This window comes from Acidithiobacillus sp. IBUN Pt1247-S3, from assembly GCF_041146875.1.
Classification (GTDB): Bacteria; Pseudomonadota; Gammaproteobacteria; order Acidithiobacillales; family Acidithiobacillaceae; genus Igneacidithiobacillus.
This window is the reverse complement of record NZ_JBFRXP010000015.1, coordinates 45,386-61,719: the sequence shown is the minus strand read 5'-3', so window position 1 is coordinate 61,719 and position 16,334 is coordinate 45,386. Positions and strand designations below refer to the sequence as shown.

At 58.2% G+C, this 16,334-nt stretch carries 19 protein-coding genes; 1 reads left to right on the top strand and 18 read right to left on the bottom strand.

Annotated elements, in window-relative coordinates; genetic code table 11:
• The coding region (locus AB4090_RS11115) for a GGDEF domain-containing protein (protein ID WP_369573946.1) at positions 1-681 on the top strand (681 nt) is incomplete at its 5' end.
• Between the two features lie 82 nt (positions 682-763).
• Here AB4090_RS11115 and AB4090_RS11110 read toward each other — a convergent pair.
• The 18 genes from AB4090_RS11110 to murA form a co-directional block, all read right to left on the bottom strand.
• Complete coding sequence (locus AB4090_RS11110) at positions 764-1,318, bottom strand: FUSC family protein (protein ID WP_369573945.1); 555 nt, start codon at positions 1,316-1,318, stop codon at positions 764-766.
• 71 nt (positions 1,319-1,389) lie between these two features.
• The gene (locus AB4090_RS11105; protein WP_369573944.1) at positions 1,390-2,133 is read right to left on the bottom strand and encodes an SDR family oxidoreductase; all 744 of its coding nucleotides are present in this window, start codon (positions 2,131-2,133) and stop codon (positions 1,390-1,392) included.
• 467 nt (positions 2,134-2,600) lie between these two features.
• Complete coding sequence (locus AB4090_RS11100) at positions 2,601-3,158, bottom strand: MFS transporter (protein ID WP_369573943.1); 558 nt, start codon at positions 3,156-3,158, stop codon at positions 2,601-2,603.
• 185 nt (positions 3,159-3,343) lie between these two features.
• Positions 3,344-4,294 carry an SPFH domain-containing protein gene (locus tag AB4090_RS11095; protein ID WP_369573942.1) on the bottom strand — a complete coding sequence of 317 codons (951 nt, stop codon included), beginning with the start codon at positions 4,292-4,294 and terminating at the stop codon, positions 3,344-3,346.
• A complete protein-coding gene (locus AB4090_RS11090; protein ID WP_369573941.1) occupies positions 4,258-4,725 on the bottom strand; it encodes an NfeD family protein in 468 nt (155 codons plus the stop codon). The genes AB4090_RS11095 and AB4090_RS11090 overlap by 37 nt, the downstream gene beginning before the upstream one ends.
• A 3-nt stretch (positions 4,726-4,728) precedes the next feature.
• On the bottom strand, positions 4,729-6,912 hold the full coding sequence (glgB, locus tag AB4090_RS11085) for a 1,4-alpha-glucan branching protein GlgB (protein WP_369573940.1): 2,184 nt from the start codon (positions 6,910-6,912) through the stop codon (positions 4,729-4,731).
• A gap of 60 nt (positions 6,913-6,972) precedes the next feature.
• Entirely contained in the window at positions 6,973-7,803 is an 831-nt protein-coding gene (tatC, locus tag AB4090_RS11080) for a twin-arginine translocase subunit TatC (protein WP_369573939.1), read from the bottom strand.
• Between the two features lie 61 nt (positions 7,804-7,864).
• Positions 7,865-8,257: a Sec-independent protein translocase protein TatB gene (tatB, locus tag AB4090_RS11075; protein WP_369573938.1), complete on the bottom strand. Its 393-nt coding sequence runs from the start codon at positions 8,255-8,257 to the stop codon at positions 7,865-7,867.
• Positions 8,258-8,260: 3 nt separating this feature from the next.
• Positions 8,261-8,491, bottom strand: coding sequence for a Sec-independent protein translocase subunit TatA (gene tatA, locus AB4090_RS11070; protein WP_369573937.1), 231 nt, complete (start codon positions 8,489-8,491; stop codon positions 8,261-8,263).
• Between the two features lie 69 nt (positions 8,492-8,560).
• On the bottom strand, positions 8,561-9,244 hold the full coding sequence (hisIE, locus tag AB4090_RS11065) for a bifunctional phosphoribosyl-AMP cyclohydrolase/phosphoribosyl-ATP diphosphatase HisIE (RefSeq protein ID WP_369573936.1): 684 nt from the start codon (positions 9,242-9,244) through the stop codon (positions 8,561-8,563).
• A 36-nt stretch (positions 9,245-9,280) separates the two neighbouring features.
• Complete coding sequence (gene hisF / locus AB4090_RS11060; RefSeq protein WP_369573935.1) at positions 9,281-10,042, bottom strand: imidazole glycerol phosphate synthase subunit HisF; 762 nt, start codon at positions 10,040-10,042, stop codon at positions 9,281-9,283.
• A complete protein-coding gene (gene hisA, locus AB4090_RS11055) occupies positions 10,032-10,772 on the bottom strand; it encodes a 1-(5-phosphoribosyl)-5-[(5-phosphoribosylamino)methylideneamino]imidazole-4-carboxamide isomerase (protein WP_369573934.1) in 741 nt (246 codons plus the stop codon). The genes hisF and hisA overlap by 11 nt, the downstream gene beginning before the upstream one ends.
• Before the next feature lie 16 nt (positions 10,773-10,788).
• Positions 10,789-11,460, bottom strand: coding sequence for an imidazole glycerol phosphate synthase subunit HisH (gene hisH / locus AB4090_RS11050; protein WP_369573933.1), 672 nt, complete (start codon positions 11,458-11,460; stop codon positions 10,789-10,791).
• A complete protein-coding gene (gene hisB / locus AB4090_RS11045; protein WP_369573932.1) occupies positions 11,457-12,053 on the bottom strand; it encodes an imidazoleglycerol-phosphate dehydratase HisB in 597 nt (198 codons plus the stop codon). The genes hisH and hisB overlap by 4 nt, the downstream gene beginning before the upstream one ends.
• Positions 12,050-13,120: a histidinol-phosphate transaminase gene (gene hisC / locus AB4090_RS11040; RefSeq protein WP_369573931.1), complete on the bottom strand. Its 1,071-nt coding sequence runs from the start codon at positions 13,118-13,120 to the stop codon at positions 12,050-12,052. Before hisC ends, hisB begins: the two co-directional genes overlap by 4 nt.
• Positions 13,117-14,415: a histidinol dehydrogenase gene (gene hisD, locus AB4090_RS11035; RefSeq protein ID WP_369573930.1), complete on the bottom strand. Its 1,299-nt coding sequence runs from the start codon at positions 14,413-14,415 to the stop codon at positions 13,117-13,119. Before hisD ends, hisC begins: the two co-directional genes overlap by 4 nt.
• Positions 14,412-15,059, bottom strand: a complete 648-nt coding sequence (hisG, locus tag AB4090_RS11030; protein ID WP_369573929.1) for an ATP phosphoribosyltransferase — start codon at positions 15,057-15,059, stop codon at positions 14,412-14,414. The genes hisD and hisG overlap by 4 nt, the downstream gene beginning before the upstream one ends.
• The gene (gene murA / locus AB4090_RS11025) at positions 15,056-16,330 is read right to left on the bottom strand and encodes a UDP-N-acetylglucosamine 1-carboxyvinyltransferase (protein ID WP_369573928.1); all 1,275 of its coding nucleotides are present in this window, start codon (positions 16,328-16,330) and stop codon (positions 15,056-15,058) included. The genes hisG and murA overlap by 4 nt, the downstream gene beginning before the upstream one ends.
• Between the last annotated feature and the right edge of the window lie 4 nt (positions 16,331-16,334).

Below are 16,334 nucleotides of genomic sequence, written 5' to 3'. Positions count from 1 at the left end.
GTGTATAGTGGTACCGAACAGGCACATGGCACACTCTGTGCCGTCGATCGCCGCAGTGTGTGTCTGGATACCGAGCAATTGCGGCTTTTGGAGATGCTGTCAGTGCTTCTCACCCGCGAATGGGAGCATGAGCGTCTGATTCTCACACTTCAACAAGAAAATGATAATCTCAATGCCGACGTCTATCAGGATGCACTTACAGCCGTCAGCAATCGTCGCGCGCTTTTTGCTGATCTGAACCGAGCTTTGGCCAATTCCCAGCGTTTCCAGATGCGGGTGCAACTTGCATTCATTGATCTCGATGGCTTCAAGCTCATCAACGACCGCTATGGACATCAAGCAGGTGATTTATTTCTGCAGCAGGTTGCGCGCCGTCTGCGCAATGGGATTCGGGAGGGTGACTTCATCGGTCGCTACGGAGGAGACGAGTTTGTCATCTTTGGTCTTTGCCAACACAACGACCCAGATCAAGCGCAGTACGCCTGGGAAACGCGACTCCAGGGCCAGTTGGTAGGCGAATATTCGTTGGGCGAAACACAGATCGACTATGCAGGCGCAAGTATTGGAGTGGTCACCGCCGAGCCCGATGAGAGCGCAGAGGCCTTATTAGCCCGAGCCGATCACAGTATGTACAACCGGAAAAAACAGCGACATAGGGATCGAATCCAACTACAATCATAGTCCATCGGTTATTCTAAATTCGGCTGGAACGGCTGCTCGCAAAAACTATAGACGTTGATGCCTCTGACTATGGAGATACGCGTCAATCATCATCCAACCCTGGCATTTTTTCGCCAAAATATCCGCCAGCGAGGCCTACTGCCGCACCAACAAAGACCTCGAGATCGCGCATCCCGGCATTTACCCAAGGTGAATTTTCGCTGATATGCGAGAAAACGACTATGATGAGCAACATAGAGACCATTTGTCGGCCGCGGTCGGGAAAACCCAACACCTGACTCAACAGCATGCTTAGTATGATGACCGGCGCCAAGCCCCATACCTGTTGTGGAAGCCATAGGAGATAGGCCACGGCGATGAGCGAGCCGAGGAAGGCAGCGGAAATTACCGCGAAAAAACTTTTTTGGCTTTCCGCGCTATGGTCTTTGTACACGGTCAATACGGTAGCTGCTGCCCACAGCGCACCGATCAAATTTTCGGTGGCATGAATTGGCGCGAGTTTGTTGACCTCGTAGCCAGCAAAGTATCCTGCCAATACCAAGCTGGTCACATACAGGCTCCGCACGTAGGAATCCCAATGTCCCAGTTTGTTTTCCGTTTTTTCGATCTGGTTGCGGAAAAAAATCGGTAATTTCATCATCATCCTGGAGAAGTCATCGGACCCGGATTGGGCCCCAGCGGGAACAAGATAGTTTTCCTAGCCGCCGATCAAAATTCTTGTTGCGTCGGACGGAATAAAATTTCGTTGATATCGACATCTTCGGGTTGGCTCATCGCGAAAAGGACGGCACGTGCAAAGGTATCTGCAGGAATTGCATGTTCGTAGACCTTGTGAATGACCTCGGCGATATCTGGCTCGGTAATGCTGTCTGGCAGTTCGGTGGCCACTGCTCCGGGCGAAATGATGGTGGTGCGGATATTGTAGGGCTTTACTTCCTGGCGCAAACCCTCGGACAAGGCACGTACGGCGTGCTTGGTAGCCGCATACACCGCTCCACCAGCTCGGATCTTGTGCCCAGCTACAGACGACACATTAATGATGTGTCCGGATTTTTGCTTCTGCATATAGGGTAGGGCGGCAGCGATACCATACAACACGCCCTTGATGTTGACGTCTACCATGCGCTCCCAATCCTCGACCTTGAGGCGCTCGAAAGGCGAGCTAGGCATCAGCCCAGCATTGTTGATCATGACGTCGACGCGCCCGAAGCGCTCTACCGTGCGATCCACTAAATTTTGCACTTGCTGACGCGAGGTAACGTCTGTCGTAACGGCAAGGGCTTGGCCACCCTTTTCCTGTAGCTTGTGCGCCAAGCTCTCCAGGCGATCTTTGCGCCGTGCGCCAAGCACAACAATGGCTCCCGCTGCGGAGAGGGCATGGGCAACAGCCTCGCCCAAACCGCTACTGGCGCCGGTAATCACAACAACTTTGTCTCGGATCGGATTTTCCATGGATGACCTCATTGGGGGAAAGAGAGAATTTGTAGCCGAGGCTGTGTTGCGTTTTGCCGACCACACAACCTCATCAAGGCTACCGTAGGCGCGTCAGCGGGGAGCGTCAAATAGGCGCGATCGCTGCAGCGTCACCATGGTGCTGTTACTTGCCCATTACCTGTCTTTGACTGAAATCTAATCCCCCGAATCGAAACGCATGGCTAAAATGGCGCGAAGCCGTCGCGACGACGAATCTGCAAAATGTCCCATCACAAGCCGCCTGTTGAGCTATCATCAATGGTAGGACATCGACCCTTCAGGAGAGTAACGATGACGAGCACAGCAAGCCAAGCGATTGTACAAAATCTAAAAACTTTCTTACCCGAGCTGGAGACGTTGTACAAAGACATCCATGCCCATCCTGAGTTGTCGATGCAGGAGATACGCACGGCCAATTTAGCCGCCCAAAAGCTGGAGCAGGTAGGTTATGAGGTGACCAGAATACCTACCGGCACATTGATGAAAAATACCCAGCGCCAGCCCAGGCTATCCGTTAACCAACCGCCAAAAGTGGGGCCGATGATCGGGCCAACCATTACCCCCATCCCCCACATAGCCATGGCAGAGCCTTGCTTTTCCCGTGGGTTGATATCGAGCAGGGTGGTCTGCGCGAGGGGCACCAACGCCGCTCCGAAGGCGCCCTGGAACACTCGAGCCAAAACGATCTCGGCAAGCGAAGTAGAAATGCCGCACCACATAGATGCAAGGGTGAAGCCCACTACCGATGCCAACAGCACGTTGCGTTTTCCGAAGCGCTCGGCCAACCAACCCGTCATTGGGGTAGCAATAGCGGTAGCAACAATGTACGAGGTAAGCACCCATCCTACCTGATTCAGTGTTGCGGACAGGCTACCCTGCATGTGCGGCAGGGCGACGTTGGCAATGGTGCTGTCCAGCGTCTGCATAATGGTCGCCAGCATGATAGACAGCGTTATCAGTGGACGATTCAACGAAGCATTGTTGGTGGTTGGTGCCGCAGTCATCGCTGAAAGCCAGTTAAGGTTTGTAGTAGGTTTTGCAGGGCTGCAGTTGCCTCACGTACAGATTTGCGGTCCAAATCCGCTAGCTGCTCACGACAGAAATCTATAGCGATACGTCGCAATTCTGCATAGACGCGCTCGCCTTCCGTTGTCAGGGAGAGATGGCTGCGCATGGTCGATCAATGCCGTTATGGATTTCCTCCACTAGACGACATGGCTGCCGCGCCATTTTTCTGCACGATGGCGAGCGCCGTGGAGACCAGGGCACCAACGTTGCCCAGATCAGCGGGAATGACCAAGTTGGTGCTGGCCTTGGCGAGATTGCCCCATTTTTCGATGTAATCTTTAGCCAATTGCATCTGCAGTGCCTCGATACCACCGGGTTCGCGTGCCGCGGCGCCGATGGTGGCAATGGCCTTGGCGGTGGCATCGGCGACCAGGGCAATGGCTTGTGCTTCGCCTTCGGCACGCAGCACCTCGGCCTGTTTGCGGCCATCCGCGACGTTGATTTCCTGTTGCCGTTGCCCCTCGGAGGTGTTGATTTGCTGCTGCCGCTGCCCTTCGGATTTGGCGATGATCGCGCGTTTTTCTCGCTCGGCAGTGATCTGCAGCTCCATGGCGCGGATGATCTCCGTCGGTGGGGTAATGTCTTTTATCTCATAGCGCAGAACCTTCACGCCCCAGTTGAGTGCCGCCTCGTCCACCGCCTCGGCAACGGCAGCGTTGAGGAGTTGCCGCGATGAGAGGGCGGCATCGAGGTGCAGCTTGCCAATCTCCGAGCGCATGCTGGTCTGTGCCAGCTGCACGACGGCGGTGAAGGGGTTGCTGGAGCCGTAGGCGGCCTTCACGGCATCGGTAATCTGCACATAGAGCACACCATCTACGGTCATGGTGGTGTTATCTAGGGAGATACAGATTTGTGCCGGCACTTCCATGGGTAATTCGCGCATGTCGAAACGGTAGGCGACGCGATCAATGAAGGGCACAACGACATTCAGGCCGGGGTGCAGGGTTAAATGATAGCGGCCGAGGCGCTCGACTACCCAGGCACGCTGCTGCGGCACGACGCGAATCGCGGCGCGCAACACAAAAAAGACGACAATCAGGACGACGACGATGCTGATGAGGGTGGTGGGCATAGCGACTCCCTGGACGATGGTGGAAGTAGGGCAATGTGCAAAAGATTGCCTTCGTGGGCGACGATGACGGCAGAGGCGCCGGCACAGGCGCTGTCGTCCTCCTCAAGTACCGCGGGCCACTCACTGCCACGATAGCGAACGCGATAGCGCCCTTGCGCATCCGGGCCGCGTAGGATCTCTACGGCCTGGCCCAGGTCGAGATCATCGACACCACTAGCTTTGCGCGCCAGGCGATGACGCAGCCAAGTGCTGGCGAGAATGAGGATGATACTGCTGGCAAGAAAGACCCAATGCAAGGTGAGCTGCGGCAGGACGAATCCGGCAATGAGGGTAATTAACGCGGCAAGGGCAACGGCAGCAAGGTAAAAGGTGCCAGTGAAGAGCTCTGCCAGGCCGGCGATAACAGCGATGATCAGGTAGAGCAAGAGCACGGCTCAATCACTCCATGCCAGATAGAGCACCGCCAGGGGCGGCAAAGTCAGCGACAGACTGACTGGCAGTCCAGACCAAGCGATATTCTCGCTCTGTTGCGGCGGGTTACCGATATTGCTGCCGCCATAGGCGGCTGCATCGCTATTGAAAATTTCCCGATAGTTACCGTTACGAGGCACGCCAATGCGGTACTGCTGCCGCGGTACGGGGGTAAAATTACAGAGCACGACGACAAAATTTCCCGCACGGTCCCAACGCAGGAAACTTAGCGCCGATTGTCCAGCATCATGGCAGTCGATCCACTGGAAGCCCTCATGCTGAAAGTCCTGTTCATGCAGGGCAGGGGTGCTCCGATGCAGATGGTTGAGATCACGAAACATCTGCTGCACACCGCGGTGCCAATCGACATCCAAAAGCTCCCAATCGAGTTCGCTACCGCTATTCCACTCGCGTCCCTGGCCAAATTCATTGCCCATGAAATTGAGTTTTTTGCCAGGATGGGCAAACTGATAGCTGAAGAGCAGACGCAGGTTGGCAAAGCGTTGCCAGGCATCGCCAGACATCTTGTCGAGGAGAGAGCCTTTGCCGTGCACCACCTCGTCGTGGGAGAGGGGCAGGACGAAGTTCTCGGTGTAGGCATAGAGCTGGCTGAAAGTTAGGGCGTCATGGTGATACTGGCGGTGGATGGGGTTGAGTTGCATATAGCTTAGGGTGTCATGCATCCAGCCCATGTTCCATTTCATAGAAAATCCCAGACCGCCGAGATAGGTGGGACGGGAGACCATGGGCCAGGCAGTGGATTCTTCGGCAATGCTGAGAATTCCCGGATAACGCTCATGTAAGGCCACGTGTAATTCACGGAGGAAGTCAATTGCTTCGAGGTTTTCCCGCCCACCATACTGGTTCGGGATCCATTCCCCTTCCTTGCGCGAATAATCGCGATAGAGCAGGGAGGCGACGGCATCCACGCGAAAGCCGTCGAGATGAAATTCCTCGGCCCAATAGCAGGCGTTACTGAGGAGAAAGTTGCGGACCTCGTTACGACCAAAGTTGAAGATGTAGGTGCCCCAGTCCTTGTGTTCGCCCTCACGGGGGTCGGCGTGTTCATATAAAGGGGTTCCATCGAAGCGGGCTAGCCCCCAGCTATCGCGCGGGAAATGCCCCGGCACCCAGTCGAGCAGCACGCCAATGCCGTGTTGATGGCAATGATCGACAAAGGCGCGAAACTCGTCCGGTGTACCAAAACGACTGGTGGGTGCAAAGTAGCCGCTGACCTGATAACCCCACGATTCGTCGAGGGGATGCTCCATGACCGGGAGCAATTCGAGGTGGGTAAAACCCATCTCTTGGCAATAGGCTACCAACCCTTCGGCCAGCTCGGCATAACTGCAAAAGCTGCCATCGGCGCGCCGTCTCCAGGAGCCGAGATGTACCTCGTACACGCTCATCGGCGCCTTCTGCCAGTCGCGCGCGGCGCGCTGTTCCAGCCAGTCCTGATCCTGCCACTGGTGATATGATTCCACGACCCGGGCCGCCGTTTCCGGGCGGAGTTCGAAGCACTGCGCGTAGGGGTCGGTTTTGGCGAATACGCTACCAGAATCCCGATGGCGCAGTTCGAATTTGTAGATGGCATCGGCAGGAAGGGCAGGCAGGAAGATCTCCCAAAGACCGCTCTGACCGCGCGCGCGCATGGGGTGGGCACGGCCATCCCAGGCGTTAAAATCTCCGACTACACTGACGCGCTCGGCGTTCGGGGCCCAGACAGCGAAGAATACGCCATCCACTCCCTCATATTGGCGGCGATGCGCGCCCAGGCTGTGGTAGGCATCCAGCCAGCGCCCTTCGCCAAAGAGGTAGATGTCGAGATCACCAAGAATCGCCGGGAAGGTATAAGGGTCGTGTTGCTCGTGCCAGTTTCCGCCACCATCCTGCCAGCGCAAGCGGTAAGGCTGCGACAATTGTGTGCTGGATTCGGAAACGAATATGCCGGCTTCGTGTAAACACTGCATGGGCCGCGCCTTCCCGCGTTTGGGAAGCAGTTCGACCTGGGTAGCATCAGGCAAGAATGCCCGTTGCACCCAGCTACTCTCGGCGTGATGCTGGCCGAGAAAGGCAAACGGATCATGGTGGCGTGCGGCGAGTATGGCCTCGACATCGCTGGCATTTGTGGTCAGGACTTGGGTCAACGGACACCTCCCTTGTGAATCTTTACTGCAGCATAGCACAGGGGGGAGAAAAGTCCTGTGTTACTCATCTTTGTCGTGGAAGCTATCCTCGGCATCATCCATGACGCGGTCGGGATCGATCTCCTCTTCGGGAGCATTGTTGGCGGCACGCAGGCGTTTGCGCTCAAAGTAAGCAGAAAAGAGTAGTCCCATTTCAAATAGCATATACATCGGGATCATCAGCAAGATCATCGACATCACGTCGGGAGGGCTGAGAATGGCCGAGGCAATGGCGCAGACGAGGAAGGCATAGCGCCGTCCACGCCGTAACGTGTCGAGTTGCAGAATGCCAATCTGCACCAGTACCACCACTAGGATCGGGATCTGAAAAGCGAGCCCAAAGGCCAGGGAAAACTTAACGATCAGCGCCAGATAATTGCTGACCTTGGGCATGGCGGTGATGTCGTGCCCGGAAAAGCTCGCGAAGAAGCGAAAGGCGTTAGGAAAGACGACATAATAGGCAAAGACGATGCCCGCGACGAAGAGCGCAAGAGAGGTAAACAGGATGGGGAAAAATATCCTGCGCTCGTTGGTATAGAGACCCGGCGCAATGAAGGCCCAAAACTGATACAAGATCACCGGCAACGCTAAAATGAAACCGGAGATGAGCGACAACTGTACGTAGGTGAGAAAGACCTCGGGCAGGCTGGTATAGATCAGGTGACTACCTTTCGGCAGCACGGATATCAGTGGTTGGGCAAGAATGCCATAGATTTGTTGGGCGAAGGGGTAAGAAACGAGAAAGCCGGCAAACAAGGCGATGACCGAGAACAGGACCCTGCGGCGCAACTCCAAGAGATGACCAATAAAGGTGTTTTCTGCTGAGTCGCTCAGTTTGTCTGCACTCGCCATGAATTTTCCGGGGCTATAAAGGTGTCAACAGGGGCGCTGATGCCCTGGAGCCGACGGGGCGTCAGTGCAAGATCTGACCCTGCGGGCGGGAAGGGCCGCTGACTCCGGCGGGCAGAGTTACCTCTGCCTCGCCTTCCACCGTAGAGGCCCGCTCTTCAGTATTTTCTGCAGAAGTCCCCGCGTCTGCTAGCAGGGGTTCTTCGATACTCGCTTTGAACTTCTCTACTTCCTGCAAGGGTTCATTGGCATAGCCCTTGAGCTTTTCTGCCTCTTTACGCATCTCGTCAAGGAGCAGCTGTTGTTCCACTTCCGATCGCACATTATTTACTGTGCGGCGGAAATAGCCCACCCACTTGCCCGCTGTGCGCGCCAGCTCGGGCAGTTTTTCCGGCCCCACCACCAACAAAGCGATGACCGCTAGTAGAGCGAGTTCACCAAAACTGAAGTCAAACATGGCTTAGCCGTGGTGCACGCTTTCCTGCTCGGTTTTCGGGCTAACCTCAGCCTCGATGGTGTGTCCAATCGCGGCCTCTTTTTCTTTTTTTTCTTCCTCTTCCTTTACCGCGGAGCGGAAGCCTTTGATGGCCGAACCTAGATCGGAACCCACATTACGTAGCTTGGCGGTGCCGAAAAGGGCCACCACAATCAATAAGATGATAATTAAATGCCAGATGCTAAAAGCGCCCATACTGATCTCCTTCCCAACCGGGACGATATGGCGATGTACTGTTGACCATAGTCAAGACTCGGAACAGCGTCAAGCCGACTTCCGCGATGCCTTTTCCACTAGACCCGACACCCCTTCGCGGCGTTGCAGCTCGCCCAATACCTCATCTATATGCAAATCTCGTTCCTCTAATGCCACCAATAGGTGAAACAAAAGGTCTGCAGCCTCGGCAATCACTGGCTGCGTCTCGGGATTTTTGCAGGCGAGGAGGAATTCCGCCGACTCCTCGCCCACCTTTTTCAAAATCCGATCGCGGCCCCCATGGAGCAGCTTGGCCACGTAGGACTGTGCCGGGTCGGACTGGCGCCGACGGTGGATGGTGGCCTGCAGCTCGTCGAGCACGCTGCCTCCAGGCGGACTATTGTCCTGCCAGGCATTGTCCTCGGCATCGCGGAAAAAACAGGTGGCCGCCCCGGTGTGACAGGCGGCGCCTTCCTGCAGCACACGCAAGAGGATGGTGTCACCGTCACAATCCAAGTGGGCGCTTTGCAGGTGCTGCACGTGGCCGGAGCTCTCGCCCTTGCGCCACAGGGCTTGGCGCGAACGCGACCAATAAATGCCGCGACCTTCTGCAAGACTCAGGCGCAGGGCCTCGGCATTCATCCACGCCAGCATCAATACCTGCCCACTGCGCGCATCCTGGGCGATGGCAGGCACCAAGCCTTGCTCGTTCCAGCGCACCGCAGCTACGAGTTGTTCGGTTTGGCGATCCATAATTCTCTCTACGCAAACGCGTTGGATCTGGATGCCTCAGGCATCCAGACGCATGGGAATGCCTTGCAGCGCCAAGGCGTTCTTCACATCGGGAATACGAAACTGCCCGAAATGAAAGACGCTGGCGGCGAGCACGGCATCGGCATGGCCGTACACGATTCCTGCCGCAAAATCTTCGAGCTTGCCCACGCCCCCGGAGGCGATGACGGGCACCGGCACGGCGTTGGCTACGGCTCGGGTCAGCTCAAGGTCGAAGCCCTCGCCGGTGCCATCGCGATCCATACTGGTCAGCAGAATCTCGCCGGCGCCGAGGGCAGCCATACGCTGCGCCCAGGCTACGGCATCCAGCCCGGTCGGACGACGGCCGCCGTGGGTGAAGACCTCCCAATGGTCGCCGCTGCGCCGCGCGTCGATCGCGACCACGATGCAGGAGTTGCCGAAGCGCTGCGCGGCTTGCTGCACCAACTCAGGAGTAGCGACGGCAGCACTGTTGATACTGACTTTGTCGGCGCCGGCCAGCAGTAAGGTGCGCACATCCTCAACGCTACGCACGCCACCGCCCACGGTGAGGGGTATAAAGACCTCCGCAGCGACGGCGGAGACCACGTCGGCCATGGTCTGCCGCCCCTCATGACTGGCAGAGATATCGAGAAAGGTGAGTTCGTCAGCGCCCTCGGCATTATAGCGGGCGGCCGTCTCGACCGGGTCGCCGGCATCGCGCAAGGAGAGAAACTGCACGCCTTTGACGACGCGGCCCTGATCGATATCGAGACAGGGGATGATGCGCTTACTCAGCATGGCCGGTATCCAGCCGGCGCTGGGCGCTGGCGAAATCAAGGGTACCCTCGTAGATGGCGCGTCCGGTAATGGCGCCGCAGATACCCTCTTCCTCATAGGCTTGTAGCGCCAGAAGTTGCTCTAGGTTAGCAATGCCACCGGAAGCAATTACCGGCACCGGGATGCTGCGGGCGAGTTTGACCGTGGCCTCGATGTTGGGGCCGCTCATCATGCCGTCACGACTAATGTCGGTGTAGATGATGGCCTCTACGCCGTCGTTGGCAAAGTGCTGCGCAAGATCGATGGGGTCATGGCGCGAGAGCTTCGACCAGCCTTCGGTTGCCACCTTGCCATCGCGCGCATCGATACCGACGATGATGTGTCCGGGAAAGGCAAGGGCCGCCTCGGCGACAAAGCCGGGCGCTTTGACCGCCTGGGTTCCGATAATGACGTAATTCACCCCGGCGAGAACGTAACTCTCGATTTGTTCTTCACTGCGAATGCCGCCGCCCACCTCGATCTCCAGATCGGGGAAGCTCTGCGAGATTTCGCCAATGACTTGTGCATGAATGGGTTCGCCACTCACGGCACCGTCCAGGTCGACAATGTGCAGGCGGCGCGCGCCCGCTTCCACCCAGCGCCGGGCAGTGGCGACGGGGTCTGCAGAAAAGACGGTATCCTCGTCCATACGCCCCTGGCGCAGGCGCACGCAATGGCCGCCTTTGAGGTCGATCGCGGGTATCAACAACATGTTCTTCTCTCCACTCTCACGCGACATCACAGCTGCCGGGGCAGTCACCGGACCAATGCAAAAAATTGCCGAGCAGGCGCAATCCTGCGGTGCCACTTTTTTCTGGATGGCACTGCAGGGCAAAGAGGTTGTCGGCGGCAATCGCCGCACAGAAGGGAAAGCCGTAATCGGCAAAGGCAGCGAGCAGGTCGGGATGTGCCGGCTCGACATAATAGGAATGTACGAAATAGAAGTGTGCATCCTGCGGGACGCCAGCAAAGAGGGGATGGGGTGCCAGCTGATGCAGTTGATTCCAGCCCATGTGCGGGACCTTCAAAGGTTGCCCTTGGGGCGTTTGCAGAACTTCTTCGGGAAAGGGCAAAACACGCCCTGGCAGAATGCCCAGACCCGCGTGTTCGCCATGTTCCTCGCTCGACTCCAGCAGTGCTTGCATGCCCAGACAGATACCCAGAAAGGGGCGGTTTTGCGCGGCAATGCGGAGAAATTCATCCAGCTCGCGCTCTTCCAGTGCCGCCATACAGTCGCCAAAGGCCCCCACCCCCGGGAAGATCAGGCGGTCACATGCGGCGAGCTCCGCTGGCTTGGCGCTGACTACTGCCTTGCCACCCAGGTGCTCGACCGCCTTGGCCACCGAATAGAGGTTGCCCATGCCATAGTCGACGATCCCTACCGTGGTGCTGCGGCTCATCGGTTCAGCGTCCCTTTGGTGCTGGGGATGCTGTTCCCCGCTCGCGGATCGGGGCTCACTGCCATGCGCAGTGCCCGACCACAGGCCTTGAAAATGGTCTCGGCAATATGGTGGGCATTGTTGCCGCGCAGGGCATCCAGATGCAGAGTAACCTGGGCGTGATTGACAAAGCCCTGGAAGAATTCATGCAGCAGGTCGACGTCAAAACTGCCGATCTGTGCGCGCGGAAATTCGACGGCATAGACCAGTCCCGGTCGCCCCGACAGATCCACCACCACCCGCGACAGGGCTTCATCCAGGGGCACATAGGCATGGCCATAGCGGGTTAGGCCGGCCTTGTCGCCCACGGCACGGGCAAAGGCCTGACCGAAGGTGATGCCGATGTCTTCGACGGTGTGATGGGCGTCGATCTCGAGATCACCGTGCGCCTCAATCTCCAAGTCAAAGAGACCATGGCGGGCGATTTGATGCAGCATATGATCGAGAAACGGTAGCCCGGTTTGCAGCTGTACCTGACCGGAGCCATCCAGCTCCAGGCGCACGGCAATCTGCGTTTCCAGGGTATCACGACGAATTTCCGCAACGCGGCTCATAGCAACTCTTCCAAGGCAGCAAGAAAGGCACGATTTTCGGCAGGTGTGCCGATACTCACGCGCAGATATTCACTGAGGCGGGGGTGTCCTGTAAAGGCCTTGAGCAAGATTCCGGCTTGTTTTAGTCCATCATGGATGGCGGCGGCTCGCCCGGGGAGTGCAAAGAGCAGAAAATTGGCACGGCTGGCCCAGACTTGTACCCCGAGAGCGAGCAGGCGCTCGTATACCAGTTCCCGCTGGCTACGGATCTCGGCCGCTTGCAGGGCCAGGACCTCGGCGTGCTGCAGGGCGAAGGTGATGCTCTTCTGGGTCAGGATATTGATGTTGTAGGGCAGGCGCAGTTTGTCGAGTTCCTGTACCCAGTTTGCCGGCCCCGCCAGGAAACCCAGGCGTAGACCCGCCAGCCCTTCTTTGGACAGCGTACGCAGTAGCAAGAGATTGGGCCAGCGGCCCAGATGCTCGGCAAAGCTCAGTTCACTAAAGGCGTGATACGCCTCGTCCACTACCACTAGGCCGGGCGCTGCGGCGCAGATGGCCTCCAGGCTCGCCACGGGATGCATCTGCCCACTGGGGTTGTTGGGCCAGTCGAGAAAGACGATGGCCGGATTGCAGCGCTCCATTGCTGCCAAAAAGGCCGGCAGGTCGAGCTGAAAATTGGCGTCGAGAGGAATGGAATGATAGGCCAGACCTTGTTGCTCGGCGAGGATGCGGTACATCACAAAAGAGGGATCAACGCCCATGATAGGCCGCCCGGCACCCGCCACGGCCGAGATCAGGATCTGGATCAGCTCATCGGAACCATTGCCGAGCATCAGCTCCATGCTCGCCGGGATCCCACCGTGTGCCGCCAATGCTCGCATCAGCTCCACTGGCCGGGGCGTGGGATAGCGATTGAGTTCGGCATTATGTAGGGCGTCGAGCCAGCTCTGGCGCAGGCTTGCAGGTAGGCTATAGGGGTTTTCCATGGCATCAAGCTTGATCAAGCCCGTGCTATCCGCCACTGCATAGGCATGGCTGCCCAGCACTACTGGGCGCAGGAGCTGTTCCTGGAGCGTCTTGGTGCTCATTGACCTGCCCGGGTGCGCGCGGCCGCTGAGCGCGCGTGCGCCGTCAGGCCTTCAGCCTCGGCTAGGGCCTGCGCTAGGCGTCCCAATTCCGCTGCACCCGTCGGGCTTGCCTCAATGAGGCTGCTGCGCTTGATGAAGTCATACACGCCCAGAGGTGAGGAAAAGCGGGCGCTACCGCCGGTGGGCAGCACATGATTGGGCCCGGCGACGTAGTCCCCCAGTGCCTCGCAGGTGTGAATGCCGAGGAAGATGGCGCCGGCATTGCGGATTTGCGGCAAGAGGGCGCGCGGTTCCTCTACCGCTAGCTCTAGGTGTTCCGGTGCCACCTGATTGGCCAGGGCGCAAGCCTCGGCGGCGTCACGTGTCAAAATCAGGGCGCCACGATTTTGCCAACTCTCGCGGGCAATCGGTGCACGATCCAGCTCGCTCAGGGCATTATCGACGGCACTAGCAACAGACTCCAGATGGGCGGCATCCCAGGTAATAAAGATGCTTTGGGCAATTTCGTCATGTTCGGCCTGCGACAAGAGGTCCCAAGCCAGCCACTCGGCCGGGGCAGAGCCGTCACTGAGGACGAGGATTTCGCTAGGGCCGGCAATCATGTCGATGCCCACCTTACCGAAGACCATGCGCTTGGCAGTGGCAACGTAGATGTTGCCGGGACCGACAATCTTGTCCACTGCCGGTACCGATTCCGTGCCATAGGCAAGGGCGGCAACGGCCTGGGCGCCGCCAACACGAAAGACGCGATCGACTCCGGCTACCGCAGCGGCAGCTAATACCCAGGGATTTACTTCACCGCCTGGGGTGGGCACGGTCATGATGATCTCCTCGACCCCTGCCACTTTCGCCGGCAAGGCATTCATCAGTACCGAACTCGGGTAGGCGGCTTTGCCACCGGGCACGTAGATGCCCACCCGTTGCAAGGGCAAAATCCGCTGTCCGAGGTGGTTCCCTGATGCGTCTGTGATCTCCCAGCCCTGCGCACGCTGGTGCTCGTGGTAACTGCGAATGCGTTCCGCTGCTGCTTCCAAGGCCGCGCGGCCCTCTGCGGGAAGCGTGGCCAGTGCCGCTTCGCAATCGCGCAAGGGGATTTCCAGCGCGGCGCTGTCTGCCAATTCTAAACGGTCAAAACGGCCCGTGTATTCGAGTAGTGCGGCATCACCACGACTGTGTACGGCGTCGAGAATCTCGCGCACGCGCTGCTCAACCTGCTGGTCGCTGCCGGCCTCCCAGCCGTGCAGAGCGGAGAAGGCCGAAGCAAAATCTGTCTGTTTGGTGTCGAGACGGTTCATTGCCCGATTTTCGCCTCCAATTTACGAATCAAATCCTCAATGGCCTTGCCTTTGCGCTTCATCGCGGCCGGGTTGACCACCAGGCGACTGGAAATGGGCATGATTTCCTCCACCTCCACCAGACCATTCTCGTGTAGCGTACGGCCGGTCGAGACCAGGTCGACAATACGATCGGCGAGGCCCACCAGTGGTGCTAGCTCCATGCTGCCATAGAGTTTGATGATCTCCGTTTGAATGCCGCGCGCCTGAAAGAAGCGCTTGGTGATTTTTGGATACTTGGTGGCGATACGCACGCGCTCCCAGCTTTCCGGTCGATCTCCAGCCGCGAGAGCGGCGGGTTCCGCCACCGACATGCGGCAGACGCCAATGCGCAAATCCAGAGGCTCGTAGAGTGCCAAATTTTCCTGTTCGAGCAGCACGTCCTTACCGGCAATGCCAAGATCAGCGGCACCCCAACTGACATAGGTGGGCACGTCGCTGGCGCGAATCACCAGAAAACGCACATGGGGATCGGTACTGGGCAAGATCAGCTTGCGTGACTTGTCGGGGTCTTCGGCAAGTTCGATACCCGCCGCCGCAAAGAGGGGAATACTTTCCTCGAGAATGCGCCCCTTCGACAGGGCAATGGTGAGGCTATCGTTCATGCCGCTTTTCCGCTTTGATTTCGAATCCGTCGAATGTCTGCCCCCAGGGCTCCCAGTTTTTCCTCGATCACTTCATAGCCGCGATCGAGGTGGTAGATGCGGTCGATCAGGGTCTCGCCCTCGGCGACCAAACCGGCCAGCACCAGGCACGCTGATGCGCGTAGGTCGGTGGCCATGACGGGTGCCCCCTGCAGGCGGGGCACACCGCGCACGAGCGCGGTTTTGCCGTCGCTGTCGATGCGTGCCCCTAGCCGCTGCAGCTCGGACACGTGCATGAAGCGATTCTCGAAGATGGTTTCCGTGATCTTTGCGCTGCCCTCGGCAATGGCGTCCAGGGCCATAAATTGCGCCTGCATATCGGTGGGGAAGGCGGGGTGAGGCGCCGTCCGGATATCCACCGCTTGTGGCCGATGTGTCATACGCAGACGGACACCATCGCCATCTTCACTTATTTCCGCACCGGCCTCGCGCAGTTTCGCCAAAACGCTATCGAGCAGCCGAGCGTTCGTACGCCGCAAAAAGATATCGCCACCGGTCATCGCCGCCGCAACTAGATAGGTGCCGGTCTCAATGCGGTCGGGGAGAATTTGATGCTCACAACCATGCAGGGCATCGACGCCCTCGATTTCGATCACCGAGGTGCCAGCACCGCTGATTTTGGCGCCCATGGCATTGAGCAGTTTGGCCAAATCGACAATCTCTGGCTCGCGCGCCGCGTTTTCGATGCGCGTATGGCCTTCCGCCAGGCTGGCGGCCATGAGCAGATTCTCGGTACCCGTAACGGAGACCATCTCCATCACGATGGGTGCGCCACGCAAGCGCTCAGCACGCGCCTTGACGAAACCATCCTCCAGGCGGATTTCGGCACCTAAAGCTTCTAACCCGCTTAGATGCACCGCGACCGGACGGCTGCCGATGGCGCAACCTCCGGGCAGGCTGACCTCAGCCGCGCCGTGGCGGGCCAATAGTGGGCCAAGCACGAGAATGGAGGCGCGCATGGTCTTGACCAATTCGTAAGGCGCGACCAACGAGTGCACACTGCGCGGGTCAACTTCTACCCCTAATTGTTCATCCACCAGCACCCGCGCGCCCAGACAGCTGAGGAGCTCAAGGGTGGTGGTAACATCGCGCAGGTGAGGGACGTTGCGCAGGATGACCGGTTCCTGCGCCAAAATAGTCGCTGCGAGACAAGGTAAGGCAGCATTTTTGGCCCCGGAGATCCGCAGCTCACCACGCAGGGGGCCATTACCACGTAGGAGCAGTTTGTCCACGGTC

What these genes read in the sequence shown, in the direction of transcription:
- AB4090_RS11100 (WP_369573943.1), bottom strand. Translation starts at nt 3,158, where the DNA reads ATGACTGCGGCACCAACCACCAACAATGCTTCGTTGAATCGTCCACTG.
- tatB (WP_369573938.1), bottom strand. Translation starts at nt 8,257, where the DNA reads ATGTTTGACTTCAGTTTTGGTGAACTCGCTCTACTAGCGGTCATCGCT.
- AB4090_RS11110 (WP_369573945.1), bottom strand. Translation starts at nt 1,318, where the DNA reads ATGAAATTACCGATTTTTTTCCGCAACCAGATCGAAAAAACGGAAAAC.
- hisC (WP_369573931.1), bottom strand. Translation starts at nt 13,120, where the DNA reads ATGAGCACCAAGACGCTCCAGGAACAGCTCCTGCGCCCAGTAGTGCTG.
- hisD (WP_369573930.1), bottom strand. Translation starts at nt 14,415, where the DNA reads ATGAACCGTCTCGACACCAAACAGACAGATTTTGCTTCGGCCTTCTCC.
- hisIE (WP_369573936.1), bottom strand. Translation starts at nt 9,244, where the DNA reads ATGGATCGCCAAACCGAACAACTCGTAGCTGCGGTGCGCTGGAACGAG.
- AB4090_RS11095 (WP_369573942.1), bottom strand. Translation starts at nt 4,294, where the DNA reads ATGCCCACCACCCTCATCAGCATCGTCGTCGTCCTGATTGTCGTCTTT.
- hisG (WP_369573929.1), bottom strand. Translation starts at nt 15,059, where the DNA reads ATGAACGATAGCCTCACCATTGCCCTGTCGAAGGGGCGCATTCTCGAG.
- tatA (WP_369573937.1), bottom strand. Translation starts at nt 8,491, where the DNA reads ATGGGCGCTTTTAGCATCTGGCATTTAATTATCATCTTATTGATTGTG.
- hisA (WP_369573934.1), bottom strand. Translation starts at nt 10,772, where the DNA reads ATGTTGTTGATACCCGCGATCGACCTCAAAGGCGGCCATTGCGTGCGC.
- hisH (WP_369573933.1), bottom strand. Translation starts at nt 11,460, where the DNA reads ATGAGCCGCAGCACCACGGTAGGGATCGTCGACTATGGCATGGGCAAC.
- hisF (WP_369573935.1), bottom strand. Translation starts at nt 10,042, where the DNA reads ATGCTGAGTAAGCGCATCATCCCCTGTCTCGATATCGATCAGGGCCGC.
- AB4090_RS11105 (WP_369573944.1), bottom strand. Translation starts at nt 2,133, where the DNA reads ATGGAAAATCCGATCCGAGACAAAGTTGTTGTGATTACCGGCGCCAGT.
- hisB (WP_369573932.1), bottom strand. Translation starts at nt 12,053, where the DNA reads ATGAGCCGCGTTGCGGAAATTCGTCGTGATACCCTGGAAACGCAGATT.
- tatC (WP_369573939.1), bottom strand. Translation starts at nt 7,803, where the DNA reads ATGGCGAGTGCAGACAAACTGAGCGACTCAGCAGAAAACACCTTTATT.